This is a genomic window from Duganella aquatilis, assembly GCF_009674565.1.
GTDB classification, from domain to species: Bacteria; Pseudomonadota; Gammaproteobacteria; order Burkholderiales; family Burkholderiaceae_D; genus Rugamonas; species Rugamonas aquatilis.
The window spans coordinates 160,520-183,050 of sequence record NZ_WKJL01000013.1; the positions used below are offsets into that span (position 1 = coordinate 160,520).

A 22,531-nucleotide genomic window follows, 5' to 3' on the forward strand; every position below is an offset into this window, starting at 1 on the left:
GGCGGGAATATGCTTCCACGCCGGCCGCCGCCGATGTTCCATGGGACGGGAATGTCGTCAGGCGATCGACGGCTTTCCGAAAACAGGCATACCCTGCGCGTCCCACTTCAGCGGTTTGACGAAAGTGTGACGGTCCGGATTCCACAGCGGATCGCCGATAATCTCGGTATAGGTACGTGCATGATAAACCAACATCACCGTTTCGCCATCATCCGCCACGGTGAAACTATTGTGGCCGGGGCCGTAGATCTTGTGTTCGAAGTCGGTTTGCAGCACCGGTTCTTTCATCTTGGTCCACGACGCCGGGTCCAGCACATCGGCGTTTTCGTCGGCCCACAGCAGGCCCATGGCGTAGTTTTCGTCGGTGGCGCTGGCCGAGTAGCTGATGAAGATCTTGCCGTTCTTTTTCAGGACGGACGGGCCTTCGTTGACCCAGAAGCCGCGTATCTCCCAGTCGAACTCCGGCTTGCTCAGCATGACCGGCGGGCCGCCCAGTTGCCACGGCGTTTTCATCGGCGCGATGTAAATATTGGAATTGCCTTCGATCGCCACGTCCTTTTGCGCCCACACGTAGTACAGCTGGCCCTTGTGGCTGAAGGTGGTCGCATCCAGGCAGAAGGTGTCGATGCCGGTGTCGATCTGGCCCATGAACTCCCACTCGCCTTCCAGCGGATTGGCGTTGGTGTTACGGATCGCGTACATGCGGTGCTGGAACAGCTTGTACTTGATCTCGCGGCTCGGCGCGGCGGCGAAGTAGACATACCAGGCGCCGTCGTTGAAGTGCAGCTCCGGCGCCCAAACCAGCTCGCTGTACGCGCCGGTATCCGGCTTGTGCCAGACATCGACCTTTTCCGCATCCGCCAGGCCGGCGATGGTCCTGGCGCGGCGCAGCTCGATGCGGTCGTACTGCGGCACCGAAGCGGTGAAGTAGTAATAGCCATCGGTATGACGGTAGATATGAGGATCGGCGCGCTGCTCGATCAGCGGTGTGAGTACATTTTCCATTTCAGATTCCAAAAAATTAGACTGCCACATAAGCCTTGGTTCCCATCTGCGCCTTGACCTCGGTGTAGTACGCATCGTCGATACGGTACTTGAACATCAACAGTCCCATCACAGTATGGAAGAAGCCGGGAATCAAGGTCAGCATCAGCACGATGCCATGGAGCGCAAACGCGGTCTGCTCGTGATTCGGCTGGTATTCAAAATACGTCAGCAGCACGCCCACCAGCGCGCCGGCGATGCCCATGCCGGCCTTCTGGCAGACCGAGATGCCGCCGAAGGCGAAGCCGGAAACGCGCTGGCCGGTCTTGACGGTGCCGTAGTCGATGGCTTCGGCGATGGCCGACCAGAACACCGGCGCATGCAGGTCCACCACGAACGACAGCAGGAAGTACAGCACGAAGGCCAGCATGGTGTCGCCCGGCTTGACGAAGAAATACATCGCCGCGCTGATCACGCCGACGCCGATCTGGGTCCAGCGGAACAGCTTGACCTTGCTGTAGAACTTGGTGATCCAGGTCGAGGCGATCATCGACAGGATGGCCGCCGCGACGCCGGTCGACAGGAAGGCCGACACGGTGGCCGCATCGGCGCCGAGATAATACTTGGCGTAATAGATGGCGACCGAGCCGCGCACCACGTAGCCGATGGTGCCGGTGACACAGACGGCGCACAGGATCAGCCACTGGTCATTTTTCAGCAGCACCCTGATCTGCTCGGACAGCGACTGGCGCTGCACCTTGTGCACCACGCGCTCGGTGGTGGAGAAGAAGCAGAACAGGAACAGCACCACGCCCATCACCGCCATCACCGCCATCGCGGCCTGGTAGCCGGTGGCCGCGTTGCCGCCGCCCCAGCGTTCGGACAGCAGCGGCACGATCACCGTCACCATGAAGGCGCCGACCTTGGCGAAGAACAGGCGGTAGCCGTTGGCCGACAGGGTTTGCTGCGGATCGTTGGACAAGGCGCTGGGCAGCGAGATATACGACACGCCGACGCCGGAAGTCATCACCGTCATGATGATGTAGGTGGAATAGGCCCATACCAGCTTGGCGCTATAGCCCCAGTCCGGCGTGGAGAAGACGAAGAACACGCTCAGGCCATACGGCACGGCCAGGAACAGCAGCCATGGACGATAACGTCCCCAACGCGTCAGCACGCGGTCGGTGATCTGCCCCATCACCAGGTCGCTGGCGGCGCCGACGATCTTCACCAGCACGAACAGCAGCGCCAGGTCGGTGGTCTTCAGGCCGTAGATATCGGTGTAGAAGAAGGTAATGATCAGCATCATCGACGAGATCACCACGTTCAGCGCCATATCGCCAGCGCCAAAGCCGACCTTCTCCAGTACCGACATTTTTTGATTCGACATTGCTTACCTCTCAAAGCCAAGTCCCCGCGAGTGCGGGGACCAGGTAGTGTTAAACCAGCTTATCTTAGTTTTTCCAGCTCAGGGACAAGCCCACGGTGCGGTCATAACGGCGGGTATCGCGCGGGAAGACCACCGGGTCCGCCCAGTAATCCTGATACTTGAAGTTCAGCAGATTGGTGCCGGTCAGGTTGACCGACATATTCGGCGTGATCTTGTAGCTCAGCGAGCCATCCAGCGACGACATCGGCGCGGCGATCAGGTCCTTCCCTTTCAGGTTGGCCGGGTCCGGCGTATCGCCGTAGATCTGGGTGAACTTCGAACGCCAGTTGTACGCCAGGCGCGCCGACCAGCCCTCCTTCTCGTACAGTGCGACGATGTTGTAGGACAGCTTGGACATGCCGGCGAACGGCTTGTCCTCCAGGTTGGGATCGACCGACGACGTCACGCCGCCCTGGGTGAAAGTCACGTTGGCCTGCAGGCCGAAGCCGCTCAGCCATCCCGGCAGGCCGTCGTAGAACTGCTGGTACGCCAGTTCCGCGCCTTGCAGGTGGCCCTTGTCGGTGTTGAACGGACGGCTGGTGTTGTAAGTCACGCCCTGGTAGACCTCCTGCACCGACTTGTTCATGATGTAGCCGTCGAAGTTATGACGGAACAGCGTGGCGCTCATATAGCCGGTCGGTGCGAAGTACCATTCCAGCGAGCCGTCGAAGTTCTGACCGGTGAACGGCTTCAGTTCCGGATTGCCGCCGGAGGCCGTGGCCAGCGTGGTGGTGCCGTTCGAGTTGACGTAGGCGGTGGCCGGGTTCAGTTGGGCGAAGTCGGGACGGGTCAGAGTCTTGGCATAGGCCAGGCGCGCCAGCAGGTCCTTACGGATGCTCAGCTTAAAGTTCGCGCTTGGCAGCACGTCGGTGGCGGAACTGGTCTTCGACACCGGCACGTACACATCGCCGCCCGACGAGGTGACCTTGTTATTGGCCAGCACATCGACATCGGTCTTGGTGATGCGCACACCGAACGCGCCATCGACCGGGTAGGCGCCGAGATCAAAACCGATCTTGGCCTTGCCGTAGAAGGCGTAGTTCTTTTCCTTGTCTTCGAAGAAGGATGCCTGGTCGATCGCCTTCGGCGCCGTGGTTCCCGTCACAGCCTGGCGGACGATCGAGGTATTGTTGACCAGGAAGCTGGCGCATGGCGTCGCCCAGCTGGGCGTGCCGTAGTTGACCGACATCGTTTGCGTGGTGCAGGACAGGCCCGGAATGCTGGCCATTGTCACGCCAGGCAGCGCGCCGACGCTGCCTTCGAGCGACTTGATCGACTCGGCGCTGCGGTCGTTGAAGCGCACGCCGGCGCTGAACTCCTTGAACAGGCCCTCGTTTTCCGGCGTGTAGGTGGCGTCGGCACGCCAGTCGGTCGAGGCGCCGCGATCGCGGCCATAGCGGTCGAAGAACTGGAACAGATAGATCTTGCTTGGATCGGTGATGCCGGCGCCCTGATACTGGGCGAAGGCGCCGCCATCGACATTGGTCTTGATGTAGACCTTGTCGGCATTGGTGTTGGTATCCAGGATGGGATTGACCCAGTCATACTTGCTGGTGGTGCGGGCAATCTCCGTGCTGGTGCGCAGGCCAGGCGTGACGCGCCATTTGGCGCCGACGGCGTACTGCTGGGCGGTGCTGGTCGAGGCGCGGCCCTGGGTCGACAGAATGGTAAAGGTATTGGTCGAATTGATCGTGTCGGTCTGGTTGGTGCCCGGGATGGTGGTGACCTTGATCTGATCAGGGCTGGTGGCCCACGGCAGGCCGACGAAGAAGTCGGTTTCGTCGGCGCCCTTGAACTGCGAGTGCAGGCCCTCGGCATACACTTCCAGGTCGGCGTTCGGCTTCCATTGCAGGGCGAAGTTCTCGGCGGTGCGCTTGCGCTGGCCGTAGATGTCCTGGATGCCGACCAGGTCCGGCCCGGTCAGATTGGGCACGGCGGGCGAGGTGGCGGTGTCCTTCTTGATCGGGAAGGTCTCGAAGCCGCGCTCCTCGTGGAAACGGTCCTTGACATACGAAACGCCGAACAGCGCGCCCACTTCGCCGATGTCGGTCTTCCAGCGGTTCGAGATCATGCCCGACACTTCAGGGTCGGTGGCCTTAGCCTTGTCCTTGTTCTTGGCGCCGACCTGGGCGCTCATCTGCAGGCCCTTGAAATCGAACGGGCGGTTGGTGCGGACATCGATCACGCCGGCAATGCCGCCCTCGACCAGGTCGGCGCTCTGCGATTTGTAGACGTCGGCGCGCTGCAGCATGGTCGATGGAATGTCGGCCAGCTGGATGTAGCGGCCGGTGGTGGTGAACATCTCGCGGCCGTTGATCAGGGTGGCGATGCCGGGCAAGCCGCGAATCAGCACGGTATTGGCTTCTCCGGCGTCGCGGCGGACCTGGATGCCGCTGACGCGGGCCAGCGTTTCGGCCACGTTGGTATCCGGGAATTTGCCGATGTCATCAGCGACGATGGAGTCGATGACGTTGTCGGCCTCCTGCTTGATTTTCTGGGCGCTTTGCGCGGCGCGGCGCACGCCGGTCACGGTCACGGTGGCGTCCGGCGCCAGCTCGGCGGCGTCAGTGGGTGGCGCTACCTGCGCAAGCACTTCGAAACTGCTCAACAGGCCTGCGGCAGCCAGGACGGCGACGCCGGATTTAAGGACGAGACGATGCTTTGCCTGGGACATGGAAGTCCCGGATATAGTGTGTTTCATATGTCTCCAGTGTTATCTGTTTTATGAGAGCGCTGCGTGATAGCAGGTCGTCTGGAGCAAATCTTAGGTGCTGGCGAAAAAACTAACCAATCAATTTTTGACGGTTTTAGATATCGAAAAAGATATCGTCAGCCTGTAGAAATCAGTGGAAACCGTTTTACTGCCCTACAGGCTTGCCATAAAACCAATTAGGCAATGCGCAATTATGTCGTCAGTACACAACAGCGCATAGCCGATGGGGCCGTAGCGCCTATTGGAAAGCAACTTCCGTAAAACTGCGCAGCTTGCGGGAATGCAGCTTGTCGACCCCCAGCGCCCGCAGCAGTTCCACCGCGCGAATGCCGATGCGCAGGTGCTGGTCCACACGGTCGCGGTAAAACTGGTTGGCCATGCCGGGCAGCTTGATCTCGCCGTGCATGGGCTTGTCGCTCACGCACAACAAGGTGCCGTAGGGAACGCGGAAACGGAAACCGTTGGCGGCAATGGTGGCGCTTTCCATATCCAGCGCGATCGCCCTGCTCTGGCTGAAACGGCGCTCCGGCGTGCGCTGCGGCATCAATTCCCAGTTGCGGTTATCGGTGCTGGCGACAGTGCCGGTGCGCATCACGCGCTTCAGGTCGTGGCCGGTGAGCTGCGTGACTTCCGCCACGGCGGCCTCGATCGCCACCTGCACCTCGGCCAGCGGCGGAATCGGCACCCACAGCGGCAGGTCTTCATCCAGCACGTGATCCTCGCGCACGTAGCCGTGCGCCAGCACGTAGTCGCCCAGTTCCTGCGTGTTGCGCAGGCCGGCGCAGTGGCCCAGCATCAGCCAGGCGTGCGGACGCAGCACCGCGATGTGGTCGGTGATGGTCTTGGCGTTGGCCGGGCCGACGCCGATGTTGACCATCGAGATGCCGGCGCCGTCGGCGCGAATCAGGTGATAGCCCGGCATCTGCGGCAGGCGTGGCAGGGGCGAACCGTGGGCATCGCCCGGTTCCACCGCCTGCCCCACGCGGCGCATCACCAGGTTGCCCGGTTCGACAAAGGCGATGTAGTCGTTGCCAGGTTCGCCGGCCGGACTGGCCATCAGCTCATGTCCCAGCTTGATGAATTCGTCGATATAGAACTGGTAGTTGGTGAACAGGACAAACTTCTGGAAATGCTCGCACGAGGTGCCGGTGTAGTGGCGCAGGCGTTGCAGCGAATAGTCGACGCGCGGCGCGGTGAACAGCGACAGCGGCTGTGCCTCCCCCATCGGCGGCTCGTGGGTGCCGTTGGCGATGCCGTCGTCCATGGCGGCCAGGTTGGGCAGGTCGAACACGTCGCGCATCAGCAATCGGCGTTCGGCGGTCAGGCTGCCTTCGATGTGCTCATGTTCCGCGAACGAGAAGTGGATCGGAATCGGCTGCGCGCTGACGCCCACTTCCAGCTTGACGTGGTGGTTGCCGTGATTCTTCAGCAGCAGCTTGAATTGCTGGAGGTAGTAGCGGGCGAACAGGTCCGGCCGCGTCAGCGTGGTTTCGTAGGTGCCGGGACCAGCGACAAAACCGAAGGCCAGGCGCGAATCGGCGCGGGCCACGGTGTCCGTATGTACGCGAACGAACGGATAGCAGGCGCGCACGTGCTCGCCGACGTTTTCGCCTGCCACAAAACGCTTCATGGCGTCGCGCAGGAAGGCGATGTTGGCGTCATAAATGGCCAGCACCTGGTCGTAGGCGGCCTGGGCGTCGTCAAACTGCATGGGGGCGATGAATGGACGGGTGGTAGACATGCGACTCCTTCAGTTTTGGCTGGTATTTCCTATTGTAAAGGCTGTAAGCAGAACTTGCATTCTCCCTCTATGGCAACCATCTGGCGTACCGTACAATGGCACCCTGACACCAATCAAAGCACCCGCATGAATCAACCAGTAACACCGCACATCGCAGACGTTCTTTTTGGCCCGCAGCAGGAGAGTTTGCTGCGCGAGGAAATCCTCGCCGATCTGCTGGAAACCAGCGCCGCGCGCGCGCCCGGACAGATCGCGCTGATTTTCGGCGAACGCTCGCTGACTTACAGCGAACTGAATGCGCAGGCCGACCTGGTCGCGGCGCGCCTGATCGCGGCCGGCGTGCAGCCGGGGCAGATCGTCGGACTGTGGCTGCCGCGCGGGATCGAGCTGCTGGTGCTGCAAGCCGGTATCGCCAAGGCGGGTGCGGCCTGGCTGCCGGTGGACGAAGATACGCCGGTCGAGCGCCTGCAGGTGTGCCTGGACGATGCGTCCGGCGCCGGCGTGCTGACCAGCGCCGCGTTTGCGCCGCGCCTGTCCGCGCTGAGCGGTTTCGATCGTCCCATCTGGACTGCGGAAGTGGTGCTGGCCGCTCCCGCCGCCAGCGAGGTGCTGGCGCGGCGCGGCGCAGTGTCGCCGGACGTGCCGGCCTATGTCATCTACACCTCCGGCTCGACCGGCAAGCCGAAAGGCATTCTGATCACCCAGCGCAGCATCTGCCACTTCCTGCGCAGCGAGAACGAGGTGCTCGGCGTGCAGGCCGGCGACAAGGTGTACCAGGGCTTTTCGGTGGCCTTCGACATGTCGTTCGAGGAGATCTGGATTTCGTACCTGGTCGGCGCCACGCTGTGGATCGGGCCCAAGGAGATCAGCGGCGATCCGGAAACGCTGCCGCGCATGCTGGAGCAGAACCACGTCACCGTACTGCATGCGGTGCCGACGCTGCTCGCGCTGTTCAACCAGGAAGTGCCCAGCCTGCGCCTGATTAACCTCGGCGGCGAGGCCTGCCCGGAATCGCTGGTGCAGCGCTGGTCGCGCGAAGGCCGGCAGATGTTCAACACCTACGGCCCGACCGAAGCCACCGTGTCCGCCAGCCTGGCGCGTTTGCAGCCGGGCTATCCGGTCACCATCGGCCGCCCGCTGCCCAACTACGGCCTGCTGGTCATCGATGCCAACACCGAGCCTGCCGCGCCGGCCGGCCCGGTCCTGCGCCTGCTGCCGCACGGCGAAGTCGGCGAGCTATGCATCACCGGCCCGGGCCTGGCCGCCGGCTATCTCGGCCGCCCGGACCTGACGGCCGAAAAGTTCCTGCCCAATCCCTGGTCCGCCGGTCCGCACGACGCGCGCCTGTACCGCACCGGCGACCTGGCCCGCATCGGTCCTGACGGCGAAGTCACCTGCCTTGGCCGCGCCGACGACCAGGTCAAGATCCGCGGCTTCCGCGTGGAGCTGGGTGAAATCGAAGCCCTGCTCGCCCAGCAGCCCGGCGTCGGCACCGTCGCCGTCCTGCTGCGCAAGGACGACGGCATCGACCAGCTGGTGGCCTACCTGGTCGCCGACGCTGGCGTCACGCTGGACAACCGCGCCCTGCGCGCCGCCCTGACCGAAAAGCTGCCGCCCTACATGGTCCCCGGCCGCTACGAAATGCTGGACGCCATGCCGCGCCTGACCTCCGGCAAAATCGACCGCAAGACGTTGAAAGCCACGCCGCTCAGCGCACCGCCGGCCGGCAGCGCCGAAGATTCCGACCTGCCCGAAACGCCGGCCGAAGCCGCTCTGTTCGCGGCACTGGCCGCGCTGTTCCCCGGCCAGCCCATCCTGCGCCAGGCCGACTTCTTCACCGACCTTGGCGGCCACTCCTTCTTCGCCGCGCGCCTGGCCTCCTCGCTGCGCGCCGATCCGCGCTACGCCCACATCACCGTGCGCGACATCTACCAGCAGCGCCAGATCGGCAAGATCGCGCAAGTGCTGGGCGAAGCGCAGGCCTCCGCCATCGAAGAACAGGACTGGACGCCGCCGTCCCGGCTCAAACGCTGGATCTGCGGCGCCGCGCAGGCGGCCGCCATGCCGCCGCTGGTCACGCTGCGCATGGCGCAGTGGCTGGCGCCGTTCTTCACCTACCACTTCTTCACCGGCGATCCCGGAGACTCGGTGTCGCGCGCGATCGCCGCCTCGGTCGGCGTGTTCCTGCTGGCGACCATCGGCGAATTCGCCATCGCCATCCTCGGCAAATGGCTGATCGCCGGCCGCCTGAAGGCCGGCGTCTATCCGTTGTGGGGCCTGACCTACTACCGCTGGTGGCTGGCCGACCGCCTGGTCGAATCGGCGCCCGCCTACCTGTTGAGCGGCTCATCGCTCAACGCCTGGTGGCTGCGCGCGCTCGGCGCCAAGGTCGGCAAGGAAGTCATCATCGGCTCGATGACGCTGCGCGCGCCGGACCTGCTGGACATCGGCGACCAGGTCAGCATCGGCAACGCCGTCAACTTTGAAAACGCCCGCGTCGAGCGCGGCCAGCTGCACCTGGGCCAGATCACGCTGGGACAGGACGCCTGTATCAGCTCCTTCGCCATCATGGAAGGCAATACCCGCGTTGAAGCGCTGGGCCACCTGGAAGGCCAGTCCGCGCTGAGCGACGGCGGCGTGGTGCCGGCGGGCCGCATCTGGGCCGGTTCGCCGGCGCGCGACATGGGCGCCTTCGACACCAGCCGCCTGCCGCCGCGCCCTCCGGTCACCGCCATGCGCCGCGCCGCCGAAGCGCTGTTCTTCATGCTCGGCATCCTGGGCGTGGTCACCCTGTTCTTCATGCCGGTGTTCCCGAGCTTCGTGCTGATTGACTGGTTCGACGAGGCCGGCTGGCTGCCGTGGATACAGGGCGACGACGTGCGCATCCAGCTGCTGCGCTACTTCCTGCTGGCCTTCCCGGCCAGCACGGTGCTGATCGTGCTGACGGCGCTGGTGTCGGCCGGCATCCGCTGGAGCGCGCTGCCGCGTTTGAAACCGGGCCAGTTTCCGATCCACGGCAACACCTACTGCGCCAAGTGGCTGGTGAGCCAGATCCAGGAATCGAGCCTGAACGTCCTGCACGGCATTTACGCGACCGTGTTCGCGCCGTACTGGTATCGCCTGCTGGGCGCCAAGGTCGGCAAGGACGCCGAAATCTCCACCGCGCTGGGCGTGGTGCCGGACATGCTGACGCTGGGCGACGAAACCTTCATCGCCGATGCGGTGATGCTGGGCGACGAGGAAATCGACGGCGGCTGGATGGTGATGAAACCCACCGTGATCTCGCACCGCAGCTTCGTCGGCAACGGCGCCTACATCCCGGACGGCACCGTGCTGCCGGAGCATGTGCTGATCGGCGTGCATTCGCGCGCGCCGGACAACGCGCAGATGAACAGCGGCGACACCTGGCTCGGCTCCCCGCCGATCAACCTGCCGGCGCGCGAGCAGACCAGCGGTTATCCCGAATGGCTGACGTTCCATCCATCGCCGCTGCGCCGCCTGGGGCGCGGCTTGATCGAGGCGTTCCGCATCGTCGCGCCGCATGCGCTGGTAATCGCGGTGGGCTACACGCTGGTGCTGGCCGTGATGCCGGCCGCCGGCGCCGGCCGCTGGGGCGAAGTGATCTGGGACCTGACGCTGGCGGGCCTGGTGTACGGCGTGGGCAACTACGTGTTCGTGGTGCTGCTCAAGTGGCTGCTGATCGGCCGCTATCGCAAGCAATCGGAGCCGATGTGGACGCCGTTCGTGTGGCTGTCGGAAGGCGTGACCAATCTGTACGAAGGCATCGCCGTGCCGAACTTCATGCGCTACCTGCGCGGCACGCCGTGGCTGCCGATGGCGTTCAACCTGCTCGGCGCGCGCATCGGCAAGGGTGTGTACATGGACACCACCGACATCACGGAATTCGATTGCGTGCAGATCGGCGACCATAGCGAGCTGAATGCCCTCACCTGCCCGCAGACCCACCTGTTCGAGGACCGCGTGATGAAGATCGACCACGTTGTTATCGGCGAGCGTGTCTACATGGGGCCGCGCGCGGCGGTGCTGTACAGCGCTGCCGTCGGCGACAACGCCCGTCTTGGCCCGCTCACGCTGGTGATGAAGGGCGAGCACATACCAGCCAACGGCAACTGGGCCGGCTGCCCGGCCGCGCCAGCGCGCAAATGAACACGCTGGCCGTCCAGGCCTGGCCCGGCCCGACGCCGGCGCCGCAGGACGGCCTGTTTGCAATCCTGATCGACACATCCAGCGCGCCAGCAGCGCGCGCCAGCGATGCAGGCGCCCGGCGCGACGCGGCCCGCCGCCAGATCCGCCTCGCGGCGCGCGAAGCGCTGGCCGCCTTGCTCCGCCTGCCCATCGGCGATATCGCCATCATCTCCGCGCCCGGCATGCAGCCGCGCATCCAGCTGGCCGGCGCGGAAAGCCGCATCGGTTGTTCCTTTACCTACGACGACCATTACGCACTGGCTGCCATCAACCTGCGAGGCCCGGTCGGCGTGGACATGATGCGCATCCAGGACATCCCCGACTGGCAAGCCGTCGCCCGCGACTACCTTGGCCCCGCCGCAGCCGCCGCACTGCAATCCGCCGCCGACCGTCCAAGCGCATTCACCAAAGCGTGGACACGCCGCGAAGCCGCGCTAAAATACCACGCACAACAACTCAGCGAATGGCAAGCCGACCTGCCCGGCCGCGCCATATCGCTGATCCTGCCGGCGGCCGAGCTGACCGGGCATATCCATATTGGAGACAACAACGCATGAGATGCATCGCACTGATCCTCGCAGCCTGCGCAGCAAGCGCCAACGCCGCCGACTGCGGCCCGGACAAGCTGGGCACCGAACGCACCATCATCCTCAAGCGCGAAGGCGCACAATACGGCGCCCAGCAGCACACCGCGCTGCCGCTGAAAAAGGGCGAAGTCGTCCTGACCTTCGACGACGGTCCATCCGCGGAAAACACGCCGCTGGTGCTGAAAGCCCTGGCCGACCAATGCGCCAGGGCCACCTTCTTCATGCTGGGCCAGGGACTGCGCAAGGATCCCGAACTGGCGCGCGAGACGGTGCGCGAAGGCCACTCGGCCGGCATCCATAGCGACACCCACCCGCACATGGCCGCGCTCACGCCGGCCCAGCAACTGGACGACCTGGCGCAGAGCCGCGCGGCCTACAAGGCCACCTTCGGCGCCGAAACGCCGGCCTACCGTTTCCCCTACCTTGAAGAGACGCCGACGCTGCTCGACGCCCTCAAGCGCGACAACATCACCGTCGCCTCGATCGACATGGGCATCAACGACTGGATACCGGAAGACACCAACGAAGTCCTCGCCGGCCGCCTGACCGCAAGCCTGGACAAAACCGGCGGCGGCATCATCCTGATGCACGATGCGAACGGCCCCACCGCCAAAGCCATGCCAACGCTGCTCAAGGTATTGAAGGACAAAGGCTACAAAATCGTCCACCTGGAATGGGAGGCCGCGAAATGAGCAAGAAATGGCAGGAAGAATTCGATGCCCTGCGCTCCATCATCGACAGCAGCGGCCTGAAAGAAGAAGTCAAATGGGGCCAGCCCTGCTTCACGCTGGATGGCCGCAATATCGTGCTGATACACGGCTTCAAGGAATACTGCGCGCTGCTGTTCTTCAAAGGCGCGCTGATGAAAGATCCGAAGCACCTGCTGATCCAGCAAACCGAAAACGTCCAGGCCGCGCGCCAGATCCGCTTTACCGGCCTGGCGGAAATCGAACACCAGGAAAAGACGCTGAAAGCTTACATCAAGGACGCCATCGCACTCGAACAATCCGGCGCCAAGGTTGAAAAGAAAACCACCGCCGAATTCCCCTTTCCCGAGGAACTGGAGCGCAAGATGGACGACCTGCCCGCCCTGCGCACCGCCTTCGAATCGCTGACGCCCGGCCGTCAGCGCGCCTACCTGCTGCACTTCTCCAGCGCCAAGCAGGCAAAGACCCGCGAATCCCGCATCGAAAAAGTCGTCCAGCGCATCCTTGACGGCAAGGGGCTGGACGACTGACTCAGAACGTCACCCACTCCTCGACTTCCTTTGCACCGCCACGAACCGGCGGCACCAGCGCGAGCGCTGGCCGTCGGGCGGCTGGCGCAGCGGGAGCCTGCGGTGCGCGTGGCGCGGCTTTCGCCGGCCGCACCGGCGGCAACGACTGCGATGACGATGGCGATGACGACGAAGCGGCATCGAGCTTGAACACATTCACCACCTCGTTCAGCTTCACCGTCTGATCCTGCAAAGCCTTGGCGGCGGCGGCGGCTTCCTCGACCAGCGCGGCGTTCTGCTGCGTCGCGCTGTCCATCGCCACCACCGCCTCATTCACCTGCCCGATGCCGGCCAGTTGCTCATTGCTGGCGGAGCTGATCTCGGCCACGATGTCGTGCACACGGTTGATGCCGACCACGACTTCGCTCATGGTCGCTCCGGCCTCGCCCACCAGCCGGCTGCCCGCCGCCACCTTGCTCACCGAATCGTCGATCAGCAGCTTGATCTCCTTGGCGGCGGTCGCCGAACGATGCGCCAGGTTGCGCACCTCGGTGGCGACCACCGCAAAGCCGCGTCCCTGCTCGCCGGCGCGCGCAGCTTCCACGGCCGCGTTCAGCGCCAGGATATTGGTCTGGAACGCGATACTGTCGATGGTGCCGATAATGCTGGCGATCTCCCGCGACGAGGCGTTGATGCCGCTCATGGTCTCCACCACCTGCGACACCACCTCGCCGCCCTTGATGGCCAGCGCGGACGCCGACTGCGCCAGCTGATTCGCCTGGCGGGCGTTGTCGTTGCTATGCTTGACGGTCGAATACAGCTCTTCCATCGACGCCGCCGTTTCTTCCAGCGAGCTGGCCTGCGACTCGGTACGCGTCGACAAATCCATATTGCCTTCCGCGATTTCGGCCGTGGCGCTGGTGATGGTTTCCGTCCCCTGGCGCACCTGGCCGACGATGCGCACCAGGCCATCGTTCATGTTCTTCAGCGCTTGCAGCAGCTTGCCGATTTCGTCCCTGGAGGTGACTTCGATGTGCATGCGCAGATCGCCCGCCGCCACCGTTTCCGCAATCGTGCCGGCTTCCCGCAGCGACTTGACCAGGCGGCGCGTGGTCAGCAGGCCTTGCGCCGCCACCACCAGAATCACCAGCAAGGCGATGGACATGGCTTCCCAGCGGGCGCGCGCCAGCAGGCTGGTGGCCTCGTCGGCGCTGCGGCTGGCGATATCGACGTTGTACTGATTATGGGACTGCAGCGCCGCCACCAGGTCGACCACGACCTGGCGGTTGGCCAGCAGCTCGGCGGCCGCTTCATCTTCCTTGGCCTGCAAGGCCAGCCCGAGGATCTTGTCGCTGAGCGCCTTGTAGGCGTCAACCGCCCGAAGGTCCGCCTGCAGCTGCTGGCGATCCTTGTCGTCGGTGACGTATTGCTTTTCGTAGCGATGCAACTCGTCCATGGCCTTGCGGTAGCTTGCCTCGCGCTCCTTCTTCAGGGCCTCGCGAGCGTCCGGGTCGCGCACCGACACCACTTGCCAGGTCGCTGCGCGCATATTGCCGAAGTCCGTGATGACTTTATTGAGCGAGAGAATACTGGGCACCACATTGACGCTGACATAGTCGGCGGCGGTGAATACCCGCTGCATCTGGAAAGCGGCGAGCAGCGCCAATCCCACCAATCCGGCAAAGGCGGAAAAGATCAGGATATACATGCGTTGAGCGATAGTCATTTATGCCACCTCTGCGTCAAGAACAATATCTTCGCTCAGCGTCAGCCGGGCGACATCCAGCAACACCAGCAGGCGATTCTCGGACGAGCCGATGCCCGAGATGTAAGCGGCGGCCTGCGTCGCGGCGATTTCCGGCGGCGGCCGGATATCGGCCGGCGTCAGTGTCACCACATCCAGCACACTGTCGACGACCATGCCGACCACGCGCGCGTTGTGGTTGATCACGATCACCGAGGTGAACTGGTCGTAAATCGGCGTGCCGGTGCCCAGCTTGATGCGCAGGTCGATGACCGGCACGATCACGCCGCGCAGATTAATGACGCCCTTGACGTAGTCCGGGAGATTGAGCAACTGCGTTACGCGCTCATAGCTGCGCAGTTCCTGGATGTTGGTCAGGCTCAGTCCATATTGTTCGCTGCCCAGGGTGAAGGTCAGAAATTCATCCGCGAGCGTGCTGGGAGTTGCTGCATCAGTGATGGTAGATAACGTAGTCATGTTGTCATCCTTTGTAATGGAAAACTGGGATAACAATCAGGATAAAACCGCCGGCAGGCCGCGTACGGGCACAGTTCACGAGAAATGCGGTGAGCACAGCGCACACGCCAGGTGTGCGCCGAAGTCTAGCGACACGCAGATCAACGATATGATCAAGATCGTCTGACCGGTATCAGTTCCATTTTCTGCAGGCGGATGTGTGGATGGCTGTCCAGCGCTTCCCACTGCGGCAGGAAGGTGAAGCCCAGCTTCCGGTAAAACGCCGCCGCGCGCCGGTTATCAGGATCGACGTCGAGCAGGAGGCGCGGGTATGCGTGCGTCGTGGCGTGCTGTTTTACCGCTTCGACCAGGCGGCTGGCCGTCGGCGTGCCGCGCAGTGCCGGCGTCACCCACATGGCGATCAGCTCCAGTTCCCGCGCCGCATTGGGCACATGGGCGACGATGCCGACCGCCGTACCGCCATCGAACGCCAGCAGATAGCGCGCCGGCCCGCGCCCCGCCGCGCGGTCGCGCCATGCCTGGTCGGTGTAGGCGGCCGCGCTGGCGTGGCTGACGCCGAAGGCCAGCGGCGCATCCAGCAAGGCGGCCAGCCGTACCCGTTTCAGTTCGGGCCAGTCCTCTTCGGTGGCATATCGGATTTCGATCACGGCGTATCGGGCCTGAACAGCGGCCCGCTCACCGGAAGGCCTCGATCGCCACCCTGGCGACTTCGCCATGGATTTCGGGCCGCAGCTTGTCGTCCTTGCCCGGCTGCGTCAGGTACACGGCCAGCACGATTGGCGCCCGCCCCGGCGGCCAGATGACGGCGATGTCGTTGACGCTGCCGTAGTCGCCGGCGCCGGTCTTGTCCGCGACCGTCCAGCCGGCCGGCACGCCGGCGCGGATGCGGGTCGCGCCGGTGGTGTTCCCGACCATCCATTCCTTCAGCAGGCGGCGCTGCGGCGCCGGCAGCGCTTCGCCCAGCACCAGCTTGTGCAGCGAACGCGCCATGGACAGCGGCGTGGTGGTGTCGCGCGCATCGCCGGGGATGGCCGAGTTCAGCTCCGTCTCCCAGCGCTCCAGGCGGAATTCATTGTCGCCGATGGAGCGCGCATAGGCCGTGACGGCCACCGGGCCGCCGATCTGCTTCATCAGCAGATTGGCCGCCGCGTTGTCGCTGTATTGCAGCGTCGCCTCGCACAGCTCGGCCACCGCCATGCCTTCCGCCACGTGCTTGCTGGTGACCGGCGAGTTCGGCACCAGATCGCTCTTCTCATACTGGATGCGCTTTTTCAGCAGCGCCGGATCGCGCGCCAGGATCGCGGCCGCCGCCATCATCTTGAAGGTGCTGCACATCGGGAAGCGCTCGTCGGCGCGGTAGGTCAGCTGCCGCCCATCCGCCGTGTTCAGCGCCGCCACGCCCAGCCGGCCGCCGGATTCCTTTTCCAGCCGCGCCAGCAACCCGGCCGGCGACATGGGCGTGGTGGTCGGCGCCTGATCCAGCAGATCGGCGGCGCGCGCCAGCGGCGTGCATGCCAGCGCCAGCAGCAGCGCACGGCGGGTTGTGAAATCGCTCATCGGCCCACGAATAAGAGTTGAGTAAAAATAAACATATCACACCTGTAGCAAAAAAGCCAAGCCTCAATTGCGCGCACGCCGATTGGCGGCGGCGGTAAACTCCTTCGCATGGCTACTCAGGTTCTCATCGTCGGCGCCGGTCCCACCGGCTTGGTGCTTGCCATTTCACTGGCAAGGCGCGGCGTTGCGGTCCGCATCATCGACAAGAACAGCGGGCCGGGCCAGGCCTCGCGCGCCATGGCCGTGCATGCGCGCACGCTGGAGTTCTACCGCCAGGTGGGCTTTGCCGATGCGGTACTCAGCCAGGGCATCAAGATCGACGCCATCCACCTGCGCGAGCACGGCGAGGACATCGCCGCGCTGCCGCTCGACGACATCGGCGCCGGCATCAGTCCCTATCCCTTCGTGCTGGCCTTCCCGCAGGACGACCACGAACGCTTCCTGGTCGCCCAACTGCAGGCGGAGGGCGTGGCAGTGGAATGGAACACCGAGCTGGAATCCTTCACGCAGGACGAATGGGGCGTGCGCGCGGTGCTGGAACAGGACGGCGACCGCGTCGCCTGCAGCAGCGTCTATCTGTGCGGCTGCGACGGCGCCCGCAGCCGCGTGCGCGAATCGCTGCGGCTGACCTTCAGCGGCGGCACCTACGACCACCTCTACTACGTGGCCGACGTGCAGACCGCCGGGCCGCCGAACCCGGACCTGCTGGCCCACCTCGGCGCCAACACCTTTGCGCTGATGCTGCCGGTGCGCTCGCGCGGCATGCAGCGCCTGATCGGCATCATGCCGCCGGGCGTGCCGCCGGAGCCGGACTTCGAATCCGTGCGGCCGGTGCTGGAGCCGCTGCTGGGCATCAAGGTGGAACAGGTGAACTGGTTCTCCACCTACCGCGTGCACCACCGCGTGGCGGCGCGCTTCCGCGTCGAGCGCTGCTTCATCGCCGGCGACGCCGCCCACATCCACAGCCCGGCCGGCGGTCAGGGCATGAACACCGGCATCGGCGACGCCATCAACCTCGCCTGGAAACTGGCCCACGTGCTGCAAGGCCGCGCCGACGCCAAACTGCTGGACACCTACGAGGCCGAACGCATCGTCTTCGCGCGCAAGCTGGTGGCCACCACCGACCGCGCCTTCCAGCTGATCGTGTCGCAGGGCGCGGGCGGACAACTGCTGCGCAGCTGGCTGCTGCCGCACGTGTTCCCGGTGCTGAGCGGCTTTGCCGCCGCGCGCCGCACCCTGTTCAAGACCCTGTCGCAGGTGCTGATCCATTATCCCGACAGTCCGCTCAGCGGTGGCCGCGCCGGCGACGTCATCGGCGGCGACCGGCTACCGTGGGTGCCGGATAATTTCGCACCGCTGCAAACGCTGGACTGGCAGCTGCACGTCTACGGCCAGACCGCTCCCCTGCTGGCCGCCGCCGCACAGGCGCTGCGCCTGCCGCTGCACGCCTGGCCGTGGAGCGACGCCGCCGCCCACGCCGGCCTGCTGGAGAACGCGGCCTACCTGGTGCGACCCGATATGCACGTGGCGCTGGCCCTGCCGCGCCAGGAGGTGGACGTGCTGCAGGAACTGGCCGCGCGCTTCGCGCTGCGATTCGCCGGCGATAGCTAAAAGCCATTGACATGCCGCCGGAGGGCAAGCTAAGGTCAGCGTCGCGCTGATTCTTTACCTTACCCAATCAAAGGATGCCATGAGTCTTCAAAACCCTTCCCGCCGCGACCTGCTGCTGGCCGCCCTTTCCGCCACCGCCGTCAATGCCGTTCCTGGTTTCGCCTGGGCCGCCGCCTCGCCGGCCGACGCCAGCTTCGCCAAGCTGCTGGACGATATCGCGGATGAAGTGCTGCGCCTGTCGCCGACCGGCGCCACCGGCCTTGGCCTCGACAAGGACGCGCGCGCCGCGCTGAAGTCGCAGCTGGAAGACATCTCCGCCGCCGGCGACGAAGCCTGGGCCAAGGAAGTGAAGTCGATTCAAACCCGCCTGCGCGGCGTCAACCGCGCGAGCCTGAGCGCCGATGCGCAAACCCGCTACGACACCGTGGCCTACGCCGCCGAATCCGGCGTGCAGGGCCTGCGCTTCCCGTTCGGCGGCGCCGCCAGCGGCTTCAATGGCGGCACCGCGCCCTTCCCTGTCACGCAGCAGGACGGCGCGCTGACCCGCATTCCGGAATTCCTCGATTCGCAGCACCAGATCGCCAACGCGGCCGACGCCGAAGCCTACCTGGCCCGTCTGGCCGCCATGGCCAGGATGCTGGACCAGGAAACCGCCCGCATCGCCGAGCAGTCGGCCAAGGGCATCGCGCCGCCGGACTTCATCTGCAAGACCGCGCTGGGCCAGTTGCAGGACTTCCGCAAGACCGCGCCGGCCGAGCAAAAGCTGGTGACCTCGATCACCGAGCGCACGCAAAAGCAGAACATCGCCGGCGACTGGCACGCGCGCGCGCTGAAACTGGTGGAAGGTTCGGTCTACCCGGCGCTGGAACGCCAGATCGCCACCTTCAGCCAGGCCGCCGCCAAGGCCACCAATGTCGCCGGCGTGCACCGCCTGCCGGACGGCGCGGCCTATTATGAATGGGCGCTGCGCCTGGGCACCTCGACCACCCACGGCGCCAGGGAAATCCACGCCATCGGCCTGGAACAGAACAAGCAGCTGCAGGCGCGCATCGACGCCATCCTGAAAAAGCAAGGCATCACGCAGGGCAGCGTCGGCCAGCGCTTGCTCGGCCTGTCGAAAGACCCGAGCCGCTTCTACGCCGACGACGACAAGGGCCGCGAACAGCTGATCGCCTACTGCAACGAGCGCGTGGCGGCGGTGCGCAAGCTGATGCCGCAGATCTCGCACCTGGACCTGAAAGTGCCGCTGCAGATCAAGCGCGTGCCGGTCGATATCGAAGCCGGCGCGCCGCTGGGCTATATGAACTTCGCTTCGCTGGACGGCTCGCGCCCGGCCATCTATTACATCAACCTGAAGTCGACCACGCTGTGGCCGAAGTCGGAAATCTCGACGCTGACCGCGCACGAAGGCATTCCGGGCCACGCCTGGCAAGGCGCCTACCTGGCCGAGCACCATGACGAGCTGCCGCTGATCTCCTCGCTGATCGGCTTCAACGCCTTTGTCGAAGGCTGGGCGCTGTATGCGGAACAGTTGGTCGACGAATTCGGCCTGTATGCCAACGATCCGTTCAGCCAGATCGGCTACCTGCAGGCGCAGCAGTTCCGCGCCTGCCGCTTGGTGGTGGACACCGGCATGCACGCGATGAAGTGGACGCGCGAACAGGCGATCCGCTTCCTGGTCGAGAACACCGGCCGCGGCCAGCAGGCCATGACCAGCGAGATCGACCGCTACACGGTATCGCCGGGCCAGGCCTGCGGCTACAAGATGGGCCACAACGAAATCCTGCGCCAGCGCGACCGCGCCAAGCAGGCGCTGGGCGGCAAATTCGACCTGGCCGGCTTCAACGACGCGCTGGTGCAAAGCTGCGGCGTGCCGCTGACAGTGCTGCCGACGGTGATCGATCGCTACATCGGCGCACAACGCGCTAAACAACAGAAGGCATAAAAAGTCGTTTATAGGGCCATGGTTTTCTTGTAAGCTTGTTATTCAAATCATGAAAACCATCGCCATCATCGGCGGCGGCGTCACCGGCGTGACGACCGCCTATGCCCTCGCCAAGCGCGGCTTCGCCGTCACCCTGCTGGAGCGTCATCGCTATGCGGCGATGGAAACCTCGTATGCCAACGGCGGCCAGCTGTCCGCCTCCAACGCCGAGGTGTGGAACCACCGCGCCACCATAGTCAAGGCGCTGCAGTGGATGCTGCGCAGCGATGCGCCGCTGCTGGTGCATCCGCATCCCACCTGGCACAAGCTGTCCTGGTTCGCCGAATTCGTCTCGGCCATGCCCAACTACCACCGCAACACCATCGCCCTCGCGCGCATGGCGGTGGCGGCGCGCGACCACCTGTTCCAGTGGGCCGACGACGAAGGCATCGAATTCGACCTGCAACGGCGCGGCATCCTGCACATCCACCGCGACCGCGCGGAGTTCGAGCACGCGGTGACCGTCACCAAACTGCTGGAACGCGGCGGCGTGCCGCGCCGCGCCGTCACGCCGGACGAGATGCGCGCGATCGAGCCGGCGCTGCAAGGCGCCTGCTACGGCGGCCATTACACCCAGAGCGACAGCAGCGGCGACATCCACAAATTCACCACCGGCCTGGCGCTGGCCGCCCAGCGTCACGGCGCGCAGCTGCGCTACCAGCAGCAGGTGGTGCAGCTGAACGCCGGCGCGGGGGGCGTCGACGTCACCGTGCTGCAAGGCGACAGCGCCGACACCAGCCGCTACGACGCGGTGGTGGTATGCGCCGGCGCCGCCAGCCGCGATCTCGCCGCGCAACTGGGCGACAGCGTCAACGTCTATCCGGTCAAAGGCTATTCGGTCACCGTGCACCTGGAAGACGCGGCCAGCCGCGCCGCCGCGCCCACCGTCAGCCTGGTGGACGACACGGTCAAGCTGGTGTGCAGCCGCCTGGGCGCGGACCGGCTGCGGGTGGCCGGCACCGCCGAATTCCACGGCCATAACCGCGACATCCGCGCCGACCGCATCGCGCCGTTGACTGACTGGGTGCAATACAACTTCCCGGAGGTCAGCACGCGCAGCATCACGCCATGGGCCGGACTGCGGCCGATGATGCCGGATCTGCTGCCGCGCGTCGGTCCCGGAAAGGCGCCGGGCGTGTTTTACAACACCGGCCACGGCCACCTGGGCTGGACTTTATCGGCCGCCACGGCGGACATGGTGGCCAGCGCCATCTCTTCCTCTTGGGAGGCTGTGCGGCAACGCACCGCCAGCCCCTTGAAAATGGCGTAAACTGCCATCATCTTAGGCCTGTCTTCACTAGGAGGTATGACATGACGGCGAAATCCATTGCACGTATTACTTTGCTGGCCGGCGCCCTGGCGCTGGCCGCCCCCGTATTTGCCGCCGAACCGACCATCCAGGAGGTGTACGCGGCAGCCAACGCCGGCAAGTTCGCCGAGGCGCAATCCATGATGGACCAGGTGCTGGCGGCGCATCCGAAGAGCGCCAACGCACACTTCGTGGAGGCCGAACTGCTGGCAAAACAAGGCAAGTTCGCCGCCGCGCAAACCTCGCTGGCCAAGGCGGAAGAGCTGGCGCCCGGCCTGCCCAAGGTCAAGCCTGAAGCCGTGACCAAGCTGCGCGCGCTGCTGGCGGAAGGCCAGAAAGCCGACTATACGCAGAAACGCAGCAGCAATAACAGCGGCGGCGCCGCCAACTACGGCAGCGGCGGCTATGCCAACGCGCCGCAGAGCAGCGGCATCGGCTTCGGCGGCATCCTGATCATCGGCCTGGGCCTGGCGGGTTTTATCTGGCTGGCGACGCGCTTCATGCAGCGCCGCCAGCAGCAGGGAGCTGCTAACGACGGCTACAATCCGGCAGGCTACAACCCTGGCGCGGCGCCGGGCTACCCTCCGGGCGGCTATCCGCAACAAGGCGGCTACCCGCAACCGGGTTATGGCCAGCCTGGCTACGGCCAGCCGCAGCAGCCTGGCATGGGTTCGCGCATCATGGGCGGCCTGGCGACCGGCGCCGCGGTGGGTGCGGGTATCGTGGCCGGCGAAGCGATCGCGCGCCAGTTCACCGGTGGTCATGATTCGGGCAGCGCCAACGCCGCGCCGCGCAACGACATCGTCTACGACGATCCGGCCGCGCGCGACGACCTGCTGCGCCGCGACGACATGGGCGGCAACGACTTTGGCGTCAGCGGCGGCTGGGACGACGGCGGTTCCGGCGGCGGCGACAGCGGCGGCGGTGGCGGCGACTGGGATTAATCCCCTGTCGCTACACCGATAGCATCACC

16 protein-coding genes are annotated in these 22,531 nt (G+C 65.0%); 8 read left to right on the plus strand and 8 right to left on the minus strand.

Translation table 11 applies throughout. From position 1 onward, the window contains the following. Positions 1–57: 57 nt before the first annotated feature. The 4 genes from GJ698_RS18175 to GJ698_RS18190 all read right to left on the minus strand — a co-directional run bounded on the left by GJ698_RS18175 (position 58) and on the right by GJ698_RS18190 (position 6,867). Positions 58–1,005, minus strand: a complete 948-nt coding sequence (locus GJ698_RS18175) for a glycoside hydrolase family 43 protein (RefSeq protein ID WP_154359261.1) — start codon at positions 1,003–1,005, stop codon at positions 58–60. Positions 1,006–1,021: 16 nt separating this feature from the next. After that, positions 1,022–2,374, minus strand: coding sequence for an MFS transporter (locus GJ698_RS18180; RefSeq protein ID WP_154359262.1), 1,353 nt, complete (start codon positions 2,372–2,374; stop codon positions 1,022–1,024). A 64-nt stretch (positions 2,375–2,438) separates the two neighbouring features. Next, positions 2,439–5,087, minus strand: a complete 2,649-nt coding sequence (locus tag GJ698_RS18185; RefSeq protein ID WP_229260052.1) for a TonB-dependent receptor — start codon at positions 5,085–5,087, stop codon at positions 2,439–2,441. A 277-nt stretch (positions 5,088–5,364) separates the two neighbouring features. Beyond that, positions 5,365–6,867: an AMP nucleosidase gene (locus GJ698_RS18190; protein WP_154359264.1), complete on the minus strand. Its 1,503-nt coding sequence runs from the start codon at positions 6,865–6,867 to the stop codon at positions 5,365–5,367. Between the two features lie 126 nt (positions 6,868–6,993). Here GJ698_RS18190 and GJ698_RS18195 point away from each other — a divergent pair, with 126 nt between their 5' ends. From GJ698_RS18195 to GJ698_RS18210, 4 genes are read left to right on the plus strand one after another with little or no spacing between them, the layout of a single operon-like run. Then, positions 6,994–11,034, plus strand: coding sequence for a Pls/PosA family non-ribosomal peptide synthetase (locus GJ698_RS18195; RefSeq protein ID WP_154359265.1), 4,041 nt, complete (start codon positions 6,994–6,996; stop codon positions 11,032–11,034). Next, positions 11,031–11,630 (plus strand): 4'-phosphopantetheinyl transferase family protein, encoded by a 600-nt coding sequence (locus GJ698_RS18200; protein WP_154359266.1) that lies wholly within the window; start codon positions 11,031–11,033, stop codon positions 11,628–11,630. Before GJ698_RS18195 ends, GJ698_RS18200 begins: the two co-directional genes overlap by 4 nt. Continuing rightward, on the plus strand, positions 11,627–12,352 hold the full coding sequence (locus tag GJ698_RS18205; protein WP_166454896.1) for a polysaccharide deacetylase family protein: 726 nt from the start codon (positions 11,627–11,629) through the stop codon (positions 12,350–12,352). Before GJ698_RS18200 ends, GJ698_RS18205 begins: the two co-directional genes overlap by 4 nt. After that, the gene (locus GJ698_RS18210; RefSeq protein ID WP_229260053.1) at positions 12,349–12,897 is read left to right on the plus strand and encodes a YdeI/OmpD-associated family protein; all 549 of its coding nucleotides are present in this window, start codon (positions 12,349–12,351) and stop codon (positions 12,895–12,897) included. The genes GJ698_RS18205 and GJ698_RS18210 overlap by 4 nt, the downstream gene beginning before the upstream one ends. Before the next feature lies 1 nt (position 12,898). Here the strand turns inward: GJ698_RS18210 and GJ698_RS31290 are convergent, their stop codons facing one another. The 4 genes from GJ698_RS31290 to bla form a co-directional block, all read right to left on the minus strand. Next, positions 12,899–14,602, minus strand: a complete 1,704-nt coding sequence (locus tag GJ698_RS31290) for a methyl-accepting chemotaxis protein (RefSeq protein WP_154359269.1) — start codon at positions 14,600–14,602, stop codon at positions 12,899–12,901. Continuing rightward, a complete protein-coding gene (locus GJ698_RS18220) occupies positions 14,603–15,097 on the minus strand; it encodes a chemotaxis protein CheW (protein WP_154359270.1) in 495 nt (164 codons plus the stop codon). Between the two features lie 152 nt (positions 15,098–15,249). After that, complete coding sequence (locus GJ698_RS18225; RefSeq protein ID WP_371865374.1) at positions 15,250–15,744, minus strand: GNAT family N-acetyltransferase; 495 nt, start codon at positions 15,742–15,744, stop codon at positions 15,250–15,252. A 28-nt stretch (positions 15,745–15,772) separates the two neighbouring features. Further along, a complete protein-coding gene (bla, locus tag GJ698_RS18230) occupies positions 15,773–16,654 on the minus strand; it encodes a class A beta-lactamase (RefSeq protein WP_154359272.1) in 882 nt (293 codons plus the stop codon). Between the two features lie 108 nt (positions 16,655–16,762). Between bla and GJ698_RS18235 the strand changes: the two genes are divergently transcribed. From GJ698_RS18235 to GJ698_RS18250, 4 genes are all read left to right on the plus strand, one after another. Beyond that, positions 16,763–18,265 carry an FAD-dependent monooxygenase gene (locus GJ698_RS18235; protein WP_154359273.1) on the plus strand — a complete coding sequence of 501 codons (1,503 nt, stop codon included), beginning with the start codon at positions 16,763–16,765 and terminating at the stop codon, positions 18,263–18,265. Between the two features lie 79 nt (positions 18,266–18,344). Then, a complete protein-coding gene (locus GJ698_RS18240) occupies positions 18,345–20,210 on the plus strand; it encodes a DUF885 domain-containing protein (RefSeq protein ID WP_154359274.1) in 1,866 nt (621 codons plus the stop codon). A gap of 49 nt (positions 20,211–20,259) precedes the next feature. Beyond that, the gene (locus tag GJ698_RS18245; protein WP_154359275.1) at positions 20,260–21,519 is read left to right on the plus strand and encodes a D-amino acid dehydrogenase; all 1,260 of its coding nucleotides are present in this window, start codon (positions 20,260–20,262) and stop codon (positions 21,517–21,519) included. Positions 21,520–21,560: 41 nt separating this feature from the next. Then, the gene (locus tag GJ698_RS18250) at positions 21,561–22,502 is read left to right on the plus strand and encodes a tetratricopeptide repeat protein (RefSeq protein WP_154359276.1); all 942 of its coding nucleotides are present in this window, start codon (positions 21,561–21,563) and stop codon (positions 22,500–22,502) included. The last annotated feature ends 29 nt before the right edge of the window (positions 22,503–22,531 follow it).